The 13,730-nt window shown below is 74.5% G+C and carries 13 protein-coding genes and 1 tRNA gene; 9 read left to right on the forward strand and 5 right to left on the reverse strand.

The window, feature by feature from the left end:
- Positions 1-4: 4 nt before the first annotated feature.
- Both KUM40_RS32475 and KUM40_RS32480 read right to left on the reverse strand, forming a co-directional pair.
- On the reverse strand, positions 5-1,456 hold the full coding sequence (locus tag KUM40_RS32475) for a sugar transferase (RefSeq protein WP_217169874.1): 1,452 nt from the start codon (positions 1,454-1,456) through the stop codon (positions 5-7).
- A complete protein-coding gene (locus KUM40_RS32480; protein WP_217169875.1) occupies positions 1,453-2,967 on the reverse strand; it encodes a glycosyltransferase in 1,515 nt (504 codons plus the stop codon). The genes KUM40_RS32475 and KUM40_RS32480 overlap by 4 nt, the downstream gene beginning before the upstream one ends.
- A 265-nt stretch (positions 2,968-3,232) precedes the next feature.
- Here KUM40_RS32480 and chpG point away from each other — a divergent pair, with 265 nt between their 5' ends.
- The 6 genes from chpG to KUM40_RS32510 all read left to right on the forward strand — a co-directional run bounded on the left by chpG (position 3,233) and on the right by KUM40_RS32510 (position 7,228).
- Entirely contained in the window at positions 3,233-3,472 is a 240-nt protein-coding gene (chpG, locus tag KUM40_RS32485; RefSeq protein ID WP_007449696.1) for a chaplin ChpG, read from the forward strand.
- Between the two features lie 275 nt (positions 3,473-3,747).
- A complete protein-coding gene (locus tag KUM40_RS32490; protein ID WP_217169876.1) occupies positions 3,748-4,470 on the forward strand; it encodes a hypothetical protein in 723 nt (240 codons plus the stop codon).
- A gap of 217 nt (positions 4,471-4,687) precedes the next feature.
- Positions 4,688-4,978 (forward strand): hypothetical protein, encoded by a 291-nt coding sequence (locus KUM40_RS32495; protein WP_217169877.1) that lies wholly within the window; start codon positions 4,688-4,690, stop codon positions 4,976-4,978.
- 109 nt (positions 4,979-5,087) lie between these two features.
- Entirely contained in the window at positions 5,088-5,603 is a 516-nt protein-coding gene (locus KUM40_RS32500) for a hypothetical protein (protein WP_217169878.1), read from the forward strand.
- A gap of 277 nt (positions 5,604-5,880) precedes the next feature.
- Entirely contained in the window at positions 5,881-6,378 is a 498-nt protein-coding gene (locus tag KUM40_RS32505; RefSeq protein WP_254396027.1) for a tyrosinase cofactor, read from the forward strand.
- Positions 6,362-7,228, forward strand: coding sequence for a tyrosinase family protein (locus tag KUM40_RS32510; RefSeq protein WP_217169880.1), 867 nt, complete (start codon positions 6,362-6,364; stop codon positions 7,226-7,228). The genes KUM40_RS32505 and KUM40_RS32510 overlap by 17 nt, the downstream gene beginning before the upstream one ends.
- A gap of 70 nt (positions 7,229-7,298) precedes the next feature.
- On the opposite strand, the gene chpF is transcribed toward KUM40_RS32510, so the two are convergent.
- On the reverse strand, positions 7,299-7,568 hold the full coding sequence (gene chpF / locus KUM40_RS32515) for a chaplin ChpF (protein WP_217169881.1): 270 nt from the start codon (positions 7,566-7,568) through the stop codon (positions 7,299-7,301).
- A 202-nt stretch (positions 7,569-7,770) separates the two neighbouring features.
- On the opposite strand from chpF, the gene KUM40_RS32520 reads away from it, so the two are divergent.
- Positions 7,771-8,457: a DUF2087 domain-containing protein gene (locus KUM40_RS32520; protein ID WP_217169882.1), complete on the forward strand. Its 687-nt coding sequence runs from the start codon at positions 7,771-7,773 to the stop codon at positions 8,455-8,457.
- A gap of 6 nt (positions 8,458-8,463) precedes the next feature.
- Here the strand turns inward: KUM40_RS32520 and KUM40_RS32525 are convergent, their stop codons facing one another.
- Both KUM40_RS32525 and KUM40_RS32530 read right to left on the reverse strand, forming a co-directional pair.
- Positions 8,464-9,462: a D-2-hydroxyacid dehydrogenase family protein gene (locus tag KUM40_RS32525; protein ID WP_217169883.1), complete on the reverse strand. Its 999-nt coding sequence runs from the start codon at positions 9,460-9,462 to the stop codon at positions 8,464-8,466.
- 30 nt (positions 9,463-9,492) lie between these two features.
- A tRNA-Arg gene (locus KUM40_RS32530) sits at positions 9,493-9,568 on the reverse strand.
- Positions 9,569-9,889: 321 nt separating this feature from the next.
- On the opposite strand from KUM40_RS32530, the gene KUM40_RS32535 reads away from it, so the two are divergent.
- Positions 9,890-11,497: a dynamin family protein gene (locus KUM40_RS32535; RefSeq protein ID WP_217169884.1), complete on the forward strand. Its 1,608-nt coding sequence runs from the start codon at positions 9,890-9,892 to the stop codon at positions 11,495-11,497.
- Positions 11,498-11,500: 3 nt separating this feature from the next.
- Positions 11,501-13,621 carry a YfjP family GTPase gene (locus KUM40_RS32540; RefSeq protein WP_217169885.1) on the forward strand — a complete coding sequence of 707 codons (2,121 nt, stop codon included), beginning with the start codon at positions 11,501-11,503 and terminating at the stop codon, positions 13,619-13,621.
- Positions 13,622-13,730: the final 109 nt, after the last annotated feature.

A 13,730-nucleotide genomic window follows, 5' to 3' on the forward strand; every position in this document is an offset into this window, starting at 1 on the left:
TCGCTCAGCTCCCCGTGGGACGCGCGAGGGCGGCGGCCGTACGCAGCAGGATGCACACGTCCCGCCACAGCGACCAGTCGTCGATGTAGGCGTTGTCGAAGCGGGCCCGGTCCTCGATGGAGGTGTCACCGCGCAGCCCGTTGATCTGGGCCAGGCCCGTGATGCCGGCCGGCACCCGGTGGCGGGCGGCGTAGCCGGGGTGGGCCCGGCTGAACTGCGCCACGAAGTACGGGCGTTCGGGACGCGGGCCGACCAGGCTCATGTCGCCCCGGAAGACGTTCCAAAGCTGGAGCAGCTCGTCCAGCGACGTGCGCCGCAGGAAGCGGCAGAACCACGGCATCCGGCGTTCGTCCGCCACGCTCCACCGGGTCGCCGACTCGTGCTCGTCGACCGGGCGGTGGGTGCGGAACTTCAGCAGCGTGAACGGTCGGCCGTCCTTGCCGACGCGCTCCTGCCGGAACAGCACGCCGGGACCGCTCAGCACCCTCAGCACCGTCGCGCAGGCCAGCAGCAACGGGCTCAGCAGCACCAACAGCGCCCCGGACACCGTCACGTCCAGCAGCCGCTTGCCCGCGCCGCCCGGCCGCCGGGGCCCCGGCTCCAGACGCCGGCAGGCGAACCCGGCGATCCGGTGCCGGCCGGCGTACGAGGAGGCGTCCGCGTCGACCTCCCACACCGTGCAGCCCGACTCGGCCAGCGCGCGCAACAACGCCGTCTGCCGGGGCCGCGCGGAGGGGTACACGGCCAGGACGTCCCGTACACCGTTCTGCACGACCGCCCGCCGCACCTCCTCGCCCGTGGACAGCACGGGCAGGCCCGTGGACAGCACCGGCAGGCCCGCGGTGCCGCCCGGGTCGTCGGTGACGATCCCGACGGGACGGACCCCGCAACGCGGGTGGCGCAGCAGCGCCGAGGCCACGCGCTGCGCGGTCGCGGTGGGTCCGACGACGAGGGCCGCGCCGGGGTGGTCCAGCAGCGCCGTACGGTGTCGGCGGTGCACGGCTCCCCGGCCGACGCAGCCCGTCGCCGCGTGCAGCAGGAAGCCGAGGAGCAGGGTGCGCGCGGACAGCGCGTGCGGTGGGGCGTACGCCGCGACGAGCGCCGCCAGCGCCAGCCAGACCACCGCGACGCGGCCGCACAGGGCGGGCAGGTCGTCCAGCGCGCCGGGTGGCAGCCGGGCCGGATGCGGTCGCGGGCGCAGCAGCAGTGAGGCGGCGACCAGCAGGGCCGCGAGCAGGGGCTGGTGCGGGGTGCCGGTGAGGACCAGCGAGCCCGGCAGGGCCGCCGTGCCGTCCGCGAGGAGCAACGGCAGCGGGGAGTCCGGGCGCGGTGCGATACGCCCGGCGGGCAGCCGGCGGCCCGCGGTGCCGTCGCGCTGCGGCAGCACCGAGACGGGGGACGAGCCGAGGTCACGCGCCTGGCCGGCGGGGGTGGGGACGGTGCTTTCCGCGGTCACGGGTGGGTGGACTCCCTGTACTCGAGGGGCACGACGGCCGACCGGTCCACGGCTGCGGGCCTGTCGCCGGGGAGGAGGCGCGCTGCGGCGGACGGTCGGTGCGGGGTGGCGGGGTCCGCGCGGAGGGGGTCGGTGCATACGGTCGCGGTGTGCTGTACGTCGTGGGGTGCGGCGGACGGTCGGTGCGGGGTGGCCGGGTCCGCGCCGAGGGGGTCGTCGTCGTGGAGGGCGTATGTCCCGGTCGTCGGTGCGGTGCCGAGGAGGTCGCCGTACACCGCCGTGACCGCCGCCGCCGTGTGCCGTACGTCGTGCGCGGACCGGATGTGCGCGCGCCCCCGGCGGCCGAGCGATGTGCACAGCGGGGCGTCGCGCAGCAGCGCGGTGACGGCGGCGGCCAGCGCCGAGGGGTCCTCGGGCGGCACCAGACAGTGCGGCAGGAGAGCCGGCGGCAGGCCCTCGCGGGCACCGTCCACGTCGGTCACCACCACGGGACGCCCAGACGCCATCGCCTCCAGCGGCGCCAGCGCCATGCCCTCCCACCGCGACGGCAGCACGACCAGGTCGGCGGCCCGGTACCAGACGGCCGCGTCGGCGACGGCCCCCACGAACAGCACGGACGCCGGGGCGTCTTCGCCGGGGTCCGGCCCGTCGCCGGGAGGCCCGGGAGGCCCGGGAGGTCCGGAAGGCCCGGAGGCCGGGCCCGGGTCGCCGGCACGGTGCGGGGCCGCTGCGCCGCCGAGGAGGCCGTACGCCGAGGCCCGCTCGGTGAGCCGGGTGCGGTCCGGGCCGTCGCCGACGAGGACCAGCCGGGCGTCGGGCATCCGCGCGAGGACCGCGTTCCAGGCGCTCAGCAGGACGTCCTGCCCCTTCTGCCGGCACAGCCGCCCCACGCAGACCACCAAGGGGGCGTGCGGTCCCACGCCGTGCCGCAGCCGTACGCCGCGGACCGTGTCGCTTCCCGCGTCGGCGCGGAAGCGGTCGGGGTCGATGCCGTTCGGGATCACCGTCCAGGGCCCGCGGACCCCGGCCCGCACGCCCCGCAGCCGCTCCGCCTCGCTCACGCACACCGTCCGGGCCGTCCACCGCGCCGCCCACCGCTCCCAGCCGAGCGCGAGGACCGCGGCGACCCCGCCGACCGCCTCGAACGACCAGGCGTGCGGCTGGAACACCGTCGGGATCCGGCCCCGTACGGCGAGCCGCCCCGCGAGACCGGCCTTCGCGCTGTGCGCGTGCACCACGTCCGGCCGTACGTCCGCCAGCACGCGCGCGAGCCGCCGTACCTCCGACAGCAGCGACGGGCCCGGCGAACGCGTCGCCGGCCAGTGCCGCACGTCGGCGCCCAGCGAACGCAGCCGGTCGGCGAGCGGCCCGTCGGGACAGGCGACCGCGACGCGCAGCCCGGCGGCGAGCTGAGCCCGCGTCACATCCGTCACCACCCGGGCGACCCCGCCGTCCACCGGCTGGGTGATGTGCAGAACCCGCGGCGGTAAGCCGGTCGGTGGCAGGTGCATGCGCGTTTCCTCGCTTACGGAGCACGTCCCTCGGCCGGTGTCCCCCGGTAATGCGAAAGGGGCGCGTCGGATGCGTCGAATGGAGTGGGACTCTAACCGCTATCCGTACTAATACGGCGAAACCGGGTAAGTGTGTTGGATTTGTGAACACCGGCCTTTCGCCGGATCACCCCTTTGGCGGCACAACTCACGCCCGTGCCACGCGTTGACACTGCGCCGGGCAGCCGCCCGGATGTGTGTGACAACCCCCAAGGAGCACTTCTCCATGTCGCGTATCGCGAAGGGCCTGGCCCTGACCTCCGTCGCCGCCGCCGCGGTGGCGGGCACCGCCGGTGTCGCCGCTGCCGACAGCGGCGCGCAGGCCGCCGCCGCCCACTCCCCGGGCGTCCTGTCCGGCAACGTGGTGCAGGTCCCGGTCCACATCCCGGTCAACGTCTGCGGTAACACCATCGACGTCATCGGTCTGCTGAACCCGGCGTTCGGCAACGAGTGCGAGAACGACTGACGTCGGCTCGCACATCCCCCGTACCGGCCGTCCGTACCGCGGTTCTCCGCGAGCGGGCGGCCGGTTCGCGTTGCCGCACGGACGGCGGTGTGCTGCCCCGAATGGGGGGCATGGGCGCCGACACGGCGTGCGGGACTTGACAAGGCGTCTCACCAGGCAGGACGCCGACAGCGGGAATGGCGGCCGGGCCGGGCCGGTCACCGCTCGGTTGCAGAGGTCCAGGGGCGCTTCCACGGTGGGCACAAGATCCGACGCACCACCGAAAGGAACCCCTCATGCGTCTGCCCGCACGGCGAATCGCCGGCACCGCTCTCTGCGCCGGCCTGCTGATCGGCCTCTCAGGTCCGGTGGTGATGGCGGCCGATGGCGAATCGGTCCGGGAACGCACCCACGCGGCCTCCCACGCACCCCTCCCCGACGCGGACGAACTGCAGAGCCAGGTCGGCAGCCTGGCCGGTCTGGGCGGCGTGCTCACGCCGGTCACCGACATGCTCGGCGCCGTCCTCGAGGCCGACAACGGCCAACTCTCCGCCACCGCCGCGGACAAGCTCTCCGCCGCCGTCAAGGACGCCCTCGCCAAGGCGGACGCGGCGGCCGCGGCGGGCACGGACGCCGACGACGCGGCCACCACCCCCGGCACGACCACCCCGGTCCAGCCGCCGGCCGTGACCGCGCCGGAGGCCGAGACCCCGGTCACGCTGCCGGCGCCCGTCACGGCGCAGAGCGATGACGGGACGGCGGCGGCGTCCGACCTGACCGCGACCGCGCACGCCGCTCTGCAGAAGCAGGTCGACGCCCTGGTCAAGGCCACCACCTCCGGTACCGCCGAACAGGTGAGCCCGGCCGTCAAGAACGTGATGACGGGCATCGTCAACGTCGTCGCCGCCACGCTGGTCGGCAACGGCCTGCCCGCCGCGGACCTGGCCGGCCTGCCGGGGGTACCGAGCGCGCCCGAGGCCACCACGCCGGAGGCCGCCGCACCGGCGAATCCCTCCTGACGCCCACGGCGTTCCGGGCCGTCGCGCCACCCCCGCGGGGATGGCGCGACGGCCCTTTCGCCGTTTTGTCATCCGGATTCCTCCTGTTGTCCTCCGGAGATCTCATATGTCTTCCGGAAGCGGGGTTTCCGCGCCCGGCGCAGGTCGTTACGCATGGCGCCAGCAATTGCTCCGGTGATCCGGTGACACGGGTCGCCGAGGAGAGGAAAGGAACACGATGAAGTCCCTCAAGGCCGTCGCTGTCGTCGCCGGATCCCTGGCCGCCGTCGGATCCGCCGCCCCCGCGTTCGCCTACGACGCCTCCGACGCCGCCGCCCTCACGCCGACCAGCCTCAACGGCGCCGTGAACGCGCTGACCGCGGAGCCCATCGACGTCATGCCGCTGAAGCACCAGTCGGACGCGCTGGACACCGAGAACAAGGACTCCGTGCTGCACACCGTGAACGGCGCGACCAGCGAGCTGAACTCCGCGAGCGGCCTGCTCGGCGGCCTCCCGCTGGGCGGCTGAGCCAAGCTCCACGCCGCCGCCCGCCCGCCTGGACGCCCGCCGCCCCCGTCGTGTTCTCTGCGCCCGCTCCGCCAGCTTCCCCGTATTCCTGAAAGGGACCGTGCCTGTCATGAAGTCGACCACCAGACGAACCCTGGCCGCCGTCGTCACCGGTGTGGCCGCCGCCGTGGGCGTAGCCGCGACCCCGGCCGCCGCGGCCGGCGCGATCTCCGTGCCGGTGCCGCTGGACGGCGCGGAGACGGCCCTCGGCATGGAACTGCCCGAGGTGACCGGCGAGCTGCCCGTGCCGACGGCGGGCGCGCCCGAGGGCCCGCGGTACGTCGAGGGCCGGCTGCTGCCGGAGCGGACGCTGCCGCAGTTGCCGGTGCACGGCGGGCTGCCCGGCGCCGACCTGCGCCAGCCCCTGCCGCACCTCCTCGGCGACGACTTCGACCACGCCGCGGTCGACGCCCCCGCCGCCGAGCTGCGGACCCTGGCGCCGGGCCTGTCCCTGGACGCCCCGCTCACCGCGCCGAACCCCGACGCCCTCGGCCTGCCGGCGGCCAAGCTCCCCCAGGTCGGACTGCTGGCCCCGGTGGTCCAGACGGTCCCGGTGGCCGACCTGGGCGTCGGACCAGGGCTGTAGCCCCCTGCGGCGACCTCGCTCCGTGGCGCGGCCGTGCTCCGACTGGCCCTGCGAGCGGTGACCGCGGGGCCCGCCGTGCGGTTAGCGCTGCGGATCACCGGAACCGGACGAGGAGCGAGTGATGGTCGTCGACGCGAACACGAACACGAACGAGAACCCGAACGCGGCAGCAAGAGGCACAGAGCGAAGGCCGGAACGAAGGCCGGAACGAAGGCCGGAGTACGCGGCGGAGGTGTCGGCGAGGGGCCGGTCGGCGTTCGGAACCCGGCGGCAGTTGATGCGGGGGCTGCTCGCCCCGGCCCTCGCCGTCGGCCTGGCACCCCTGGTCGCCGCCTCCCGGCCCTCCCGGGCAGCCGAGACCGTCGCGCCCGAGACCGTCGCAGCCGAGGGCGCGGCGGGGCCCGCGCACCCCGAGCCGCACGCCGACCCGCACGCCGACCCGCACGCCGTCGGGTCCGCCGAGAACACCGCGTTCGACGAGACCTACCGCGGCCGGCGCATCCGTGGCATCCCGTCCGCCGCCGGACGGGCCGTCGGCGCAGGCACCTGGCACGTCACGGTGGACGGCCGGCCGCTGCACCTGATGCGCCGGGCCGACGGCAGTTGGCTCAGCATGGTCGACCACTACCGGTCGTACCCCACACCGCTCGACGCGGCCCGCGGCGCCGTCGACGAACTCGGCCCCGGCGAGCAGCTACGCGACACGCCGGCCCCCGGCCACGACCAGCACGGCCACGACCAGCACTTCGGGGGGTGCCATGGCGTACACGCGTAAGGACGTCAGCACGCTGACCCGCACCGAGAAGCGGCGGTTCGTCGAGGCGCTGCTGGAGATCAAACGGCGCGGCGAGTACGACGAGTTCGTGCGCACCCACATCGAGTACTACGTCTCCGACGGCGAGGACGGACTGCGTACGGCGCACATGGCGCCGTCCTTCCTGCCCTGGCACCGCCGGTTCCTGCTGGACCTGGAGGAGGCGCTGCGCCGGGTCGACTCGTCGGTCACCGTGCCCTACTGGGACTGGACGAAGGACCGCGGCGTCGGCTCCGCGCCCTGGACCGCCGACCTCCTGGGGGGCACCGGGCGGCGTTCCGACCACCGGGTCACCACCGGGCCGTTCGCCCACGCCGGGGGCGACTGGACCCTGAAGGTGAACGTCACCGACACGGAGTACCTCACCCGGGATCTCGGACGCGCGGGCGACCCCATCGACCTGCCCTCCAAGAGCGACCTGGAGTGGGCGCTGGACGACCCGGAGTACGACGTCTCACCGTATGACTCCACGGTCCGCAAGGGGTTCCGCAACAAGCTGGAGGGGTGGGGGACCGGGCGCGGCAGTGTTTCCTGGCGCAACCACAACCGCGTGCACCGCTGGGTCGGCGGGGCGATGGTCGGCGGCGCCTCCGTCAACGACCCGGTGTTCTGGCTGCACCACGCCTTCATCGACCTCCAGTGGTCCCGCTGGCAGGCCCGGCACCGCGGCGCCCGCTATCTGCCCGCCGAACCGCCCGGCCGGGGCAGCGCGCAGCGCGGGCGGATCGTCGCACGGCACGAGAAGCTGCCGCCGTGGGACGTGACGCCGGACGAACTGGAGGACGTCGGCCGGATCTACCGGTACGCCTGAGCGGGGCGGGTCCGGGTACGGGAAGAGCCCCGGCTGGGAAGGCCGGGGCTCTCCTCGCGTGCCTGGGGACTCAGCCGCCGTAGCCGCCGCTCTTGTCGTCGTCGTCGTTTTCGCAGGCGTTGCCGAAGGCCGGGTTCAGCAGGCCGATCACGTCGATGGTGTTGCCGCACAGGTTGACCGGCACGTGCACCGGCACCTGGACGACGTTGCCGGACAGGACGCCGGGCGAGCCGACGGCCGCGCCCTCCGCGCCCGCGTCCGCCATGGCCATGCCGGTGCCGCTGAGCACCACGGCACCGGCACCGAGGGCGACACCGGCGGCCTTCGCGATGCGAGACATCACGTTCTCCTTCTGACTCGGGGAGCGCGGCGGCAGGACGCGCCGCCGCACTGCCGGTTCAACGCACCCGGTCGCGGCGGGTCACGGGGAGAATGTACGGATCACCCTTTTTGGACGGGAGGACTGGATGGGAGGACTGGATGGGAGGACTGGGGGCGAAAACCGTTCCCGTGCGCCCCGGTGTGTCCACTAGCCTCCCGGCATGCCAAACGACCGATCCGACTCGTTCACCAAGGCGCCGGAGCCGTCCACACAGTCCCCACTGACCACACCGTCCCCGCTGACCGCACCGAGCGCACCCACCGCACCGACCGCAGCGTCCGCACTGGCCGCGCTGCCCGGTCTGTTCGCCGAGGAGAGCCGGGTGCGCGCCTTCGCGGCGGTGGCGCTGGGCGCGGGCGACGCAGCGCAGGTGGCCCGGACGGCGGGCCTCTCCGCGAAGGAGACGGCCGGCGCGCTGCGCCGGCTGCGGGAACAGGGCGTGGTGACGTCCGGGGACGACGGTGGGCTCGTCGTCGCCCATGACCGCTTCCGGGAGCTGGCCCGCGCCGGCCGCCCGGTGGCGCAGGCGGCCGGGGAGCCGGGGGAGGGCCACGACGACCGGGACGGCATGATCCTGCGGACCTTCGTCAAGGACGGCCGGCTGGTCCGCCTCCCCGCGCGCTGGACGCGCAAGAAGGTGGTGCTGCGGCACATCGCCGAGCAGACCTTCGCCCCCGGCGTGGAGTACCCGGAGCGCACCGTCGACGGGAAGCTGCGGGCGTGGTGCGAGGACGGCGAGGTCGACCATGTGACGCTCCGGCGCCATCTGGTGGACTTCGGTCACCTGCGTCGGAGCGACGGTATCTACTCGCGCCCGGTGGACTCCGCCCGTACGGGCACCGCCTGAGCGCTCTTACGCCGAGGTCGGGGCCGTCGAGGCCGCAGCCGGGGGTACGGGCAGGCGCCGTACGGGGGAGCCCGCCAGGTAGGCCCGGATCGCCTCGACGGCCTGGCCGTAGTACGTGGCGTAGTTGGCGCGCGAGACATACCCGAGGTGGGGTGTCGCGAGCAGGCGCGGGGCGGTGCGCATCGGGTGGCCGGCGGGCAGCGGCTCGGTGTCGAAGACGTCCACGCCCGCGCCGGCGATGCGGCCCTCGCGCAACGCGGCGAGCAGGGCCTCCTGGTCGACGATCGCCGAGCGCGAGGTGTTGACCAGATAGGCGGTCGGCTTGAGCAGGGCCAGTTCGGCGGGGCCGAGCAGGCCCCGGGTGCGGTCGCCCAGCGCCAGGTGGACGGAGACGAAGTCGGCGGCCCGCAGGAGCTCCTCCTTGGAGGGGGCGAGTTCGACGCCGACCTCCTCGGCGCGCTCCCGGGTGAGATTCTGGCTCCAGGCGCTCACCCGCATGCCGAAGGCGAGGCCGACCTGCGCCACCCGGCCGCCGATCTTGCCCAGGCCCAGCAGCCCGAGCCGGCGGCCGTGCAGGTCGGCGCCCACCGTCCGCTGCCAGGGGCCGCCCTCGCGCAGTCCGACGCCCTCCTGGACGATGCCGCGGGCCAGGCCGAGGAGCAGGGCCCAGGTCAGCTCGACGGGCGGGGTCGAGGAGGAGGCCGTACCGCAGACGGTGACGCCGTGCGCGTCGGCGGCGGCGTAGTCGATCACGCTGTTGCGCATGCCCGAGGCGACGATCAGCTTCAGCCGGGGCAGCCGGGCGATCAGTGAGCCGGGGAAGGACACGCGTTCGCGCAGCGTGACCACGATGTCGAAGTCGGCGAGAGCCGCGGTGAGGGCGTCCTCGTCGGTGAAATGGGTGTCGAAGGACACGACGTCCACGTCGTCGGCGACCGGGGACCAGTCGGCGATCTCGGTCGCCACCTGCTGGAAGTCGTCGAGTACCGCGCAGCGCAGTCGCACGTCGTCCGATCCCTCCCGCCAAACGGGCAGTGGCGCCCCCGGCAGGACTCGAACCTGCGGCCAAGCGCTTAGAAGGCGCCTGCTCTATCCACTGAGCTACGGGGGCCTGGTGTGGTGGCCTCGGTCGTGGTGCCCTGGTGTGGGCCGGTCCGTGACGTCGCCGGGGACAAGGATAGGGCTCCCGGCTCCATGTCCCTGTTGCCTCGCCTCCGTGGCTCGATGTGGAGGTTCGGTGAAGCGGTCCTGATAATCGCAGGCAGGTACGAATCGTGCATCGCTTTTGGCGTCTCGCGCATCGGGTGTTGTCCACTCGTTATGCCTGGACTGTCCTCACGTCCCAGTAGTCCCTTCCGCCCGAAGTGTCCGGTCGGCGCGCAGGCATGCTCATATGCTTCAGAATTCCCCTAAAATTGGGCATTCTTCACATGTGGTGACCTTGGACGTACGGCCTCAGTTGCTCGACGCACTCTCCGCCCTGCGCGACCGTGTCGCGGCCGCACGCTTCCCGCTGCCCCTGGCGGGGGCCCCACGCGCGCGTGCCAACCGCGACGAACTGCTCGCCCAGCTCGACGACTACCTGGTGCCCCGCCTGAAAGAGCCCGAAGCGCCCTTGCTGGCCGTGGTGGGCGGATCCACCGGCGCCGGAAAGTCGACCCTGGTGAACTCCCTCGTGGGGCGCCGGGTCAGCGAGGCGGGTGTGCTGCGGCCCACGACCCGCACGCCGGTCCTGGTGTGCCATCCGGAGGACCACCACTGGTTCAGCGGCATGCGGGTGCTGCCCGACCTCACGCGCGTGTGGGTGCCCCACCGGGACCCGGACGACGACCTGCTGCTGCCCGGCGAGAACCCCGCGCGCGTGCTGCGTGTCGAGACCGCCGACACCCTGCCGCCCGGCGTCGCCCTCCTGGACGCACCCGACATCGACTCCCTCGTCGCCGACAACCGCGTCCTGGCGGCCGAACTGCTCTGCGCCGCCGACATCTGGGTGATGGTCACCACGGCCGCCCGCTACGCCGACGCCGTGCCCTGGCATCTGCTGCGCACCGCCAAGGAGTACGACGCGACCCTGGTCACCGTGCTCGACCGGGTGCCCCACCAGGTGGTGTCCGAGGTGTCGCGGCAGTACGGGGCACTGCTCACCAAGGCCGGGCTCGGCGACGTCCCCCGCTTCACCGTCCCCGAACTGCCCGAGTCGGCCTGGGGCGGCGGCCTGCTGCCGGCCAGCGCCGTGGCACCGCTGCGGTCCTGGCTCGTCCACCGGGCACAGGAACTCGACGCCCGGCACCACGCCATGGCCCGTACGGCACACGGCATCCTGGACTCGCTCAAGTCCCGGATGCCCGAACTGGCCGGTGCCACCGCCGCGCAGTACGCGGCCGCGCTGCGGCTCACCGCCGCCGTCGACGGCGCCTACGACGGGGAGCACGCGCGCGTGCGGGGGCGGTTGCAGGCGGGCGCCGTACTCGCCGGGGACGCGCTGAAGCGCTGGCGGGCCTTCCCTCTCGACTGCTCCCCCGAGGAACTTCTCGACTCCCTGGTGGAGAGCCTCAGCGCCCTGCTGCTGTGCGCCGTCACCGCCGCCGACGAACGCGTCGACGGAGCCTGGCGGCACGAACCGGCGGCCGGCGCCCCCGAACTCGCGGCCCGCGTCCCCGTGCCCGAGAGCGCCGAGCAGCGCATCGGGCTGGCCGTACGGCGCTGGCGGCGGGAGCTGGAGGAGTACGCCGAGGAGGAGGTGCGCGAGCTGGACCGGAACCTGGCACCGGACCCCGGGGTGGTGGCCGGCCTGGTCGCCACCGTGCTGCTGGGCGGGCGGCGCGCGCGCGTCGCCGGGGAGCGGCTCGCCGAGCGGATCGGCGCCCACGGCGCGCTGCGGCTGCGCGACCGGGGCGGGCGGCTGCTCGACGAACACGTCGACCGGGTCATGCACGTCGAGCGCGAACGCAGGCTGGCGCCGCTCGACGGTCTTGAGGTGCACCCCGAGCCGCAGGCCGAACTCATCGCCGCGCTGTCCGTACTGCAGAAGGAGAGGTGACCGGTGACCGCCGTCACTGACCAGGACCCCACCGAGCACACCGACCACACGACGACGAAGGAGGCGGAGCGCGCGGGCGGCGCAGGCGGCGCGGGTGGCGCAGATGGTGCAGGCGGCTCCGGCGGTCCGGGCCCCCGGGACGGCCGGGGCCCGGAGCGACCCGCCGAGCAGGAGACCGCCGGCCGTGAGCGCACCGACCGCGAGCACGTGTCCCCCGCCCGCGCGAAGCACGACGCGGACGACAAGCGCGACAGGAACGACAGGCACGACAAGCACGACAAGCACGACAAGCACGACAGGGGTGACAGGGATGGCAAGGGTGACGTCGGGGCGTCCCGCCGTGCGGATCGTGCCGAGGGTGCGGCCGGCCGTGAGGTCCGCGGCACGTCCGGTGGCGCGGCCGGTTCCGGGGACGGGGAGGGCGCCTGGGGCGACGGGCTGATCGCGCGGCGGGTGGACGAGAACGGCACGGCGGAGCAGTACGCCGTCCTGCCGAGCCGGCCCGCCGCCTCCTCGGCCGCCCTGATGCCGCTCGCCTACGACGGGCAGCTCAGGTCGCGGCTGGACGCGCTGCGCGAACTGGTGGGGCTCTCCCGGACCCGGCTCGACAGCGGGACCCTGGCCGAGGCGGGCCGGGTCCTCGACGAGGCCGCCGCGCGGCGCAGGCTCTCCGGGCAGCACACCGTCGTCGCCATCGCGGGCGCGACCGGCAGCGGCAAGTCGCAGCTCTTCAACACCCTCGCCGGAGTGACGATCTCCGAGACGGGCGTCCGCCGGCCGACCACCGCCGCACCCATCGCGTGCAGTTGGAGCGACGGCGCGGCCAGCCTCCTGGACCGGCTCGGCATCCCCGGCCGGCTGCGCCGCCGCCCGCTCCAGCACCCCGACGCCGAGTCCCCGCTGCGCGGGCTGGTCCTCATCGACCTGCCCGACCACGACTCGGCGGCGGTGCAGCACCGCGAACAGGTGGACCGCATCCTGGCGCTGGTCGACGCCGTCATCTGGGTCGTCGACCCGGAGAAGTACGCCGACGCCGTGCTCCACGAGCGCTATCTGCGGCCGATGGCGGGCCACGCGGAGGTCACCTTCGTCGTCCTCAACCAGGTCGACCGGCTGCCCGGCGAGGCCGCCGAGCAGGTCCTCGACGACCTGCGGCGCCTGCTCGACGAGGACGGCATCGCGCTGGGGGAGTACGGCGAACCCGGCGCGACCGTGCTCGCCCTGTCCGCGCTCACCGGGGAAGGCATCGGCGACCTGCGCGAGACGCTCGGCCAGTTCGTCGCCGAGCGGCAGGCCCCCGCCCGCCGTATCGCGGCGGACGTCGACGCCGCGGCCCGGCATCTGCGCCCCGTGTACGTCACCGGACGGCGGACCGGACTCAGCGAGGAGGCGCGGGAGGAGTTCGCGGGCCGGCTCGCGGACGCGGTGGGCGCCACCGCGGCGGGCGATGCGGCCGAACGCGCCTGGCTGCGCAACGCCAACCGCGCGTGCGGGACGCCCTGGCTGCGGCTGTGGCGCTGGTATCACGACCGGCGCGAACCCGCCACGGGACGGCTGTCGCCGCGCGCCCAGGCGGACGAGGAGGCCACGGCCCGTCAGCGCGTGGAGCAGGCGGTGCGTACGGTGTCGGACCGGGCGTCGGCCGGACTGCCGGCGCCCTGGGCGCAGGCGATGCGCGAGGCGGCCGTCCGCGGCTCCCAGGGGCTGCCCGAGGCCCTCGACGAGCTTGCGGTGCGCACGGGGCTGCCGCCGGGGCGTCCGCCGCGGCCCGGGTGGTGGCCGGTGGCCGTCTTCGCCCAGGCGTCCATGACGCTGCTTCAGGTGGTGGGCGGCCTGTGGCTGCTGGGCCAGATCATCGGCGTCGTGCCGCCGAACCTGGGCGTGCCGGTGCTGCTGATGGTGGCCGGCATCGTCGGCGGCCCCCTCATCGAGTGGAGCTGCCGCCTGGCGGCACGCGGACCCGCCAGGCGCTACGGCCACGAGGCGGAACGCCTGTTGCGGGAGGCCGCCGCGGGATGCGGCCGGGCCAGGGTGCTGGATCCGCTGGCGGCGGAACTGCTGCGGTACCGCGAGGTGCGGGAACAGTACGGGCGGGTGACGGGAGTGGGGGCCGCGGCGAGGTAGGGGGCGCGGGAGCGGGTGGTCCCGCGGCGTCCACCCGCACGGGTGGCGGAGTTCTCCACAGGTGGACGGCGCATCCACAGCCCCCGGCGGGCACGGCCGGACGCGGGCA

Origin of the sequence: Streptomyces sp. AC512_CC834 (genome assembly GCF_019049325.1) — a bacterium.
In the GTDB taxonomy this organism is placed as follows: Bacteria; Actinomycetota; Actinomycetes; order Streptomycetales; family Streptomycetaceae; genus Streptomyces.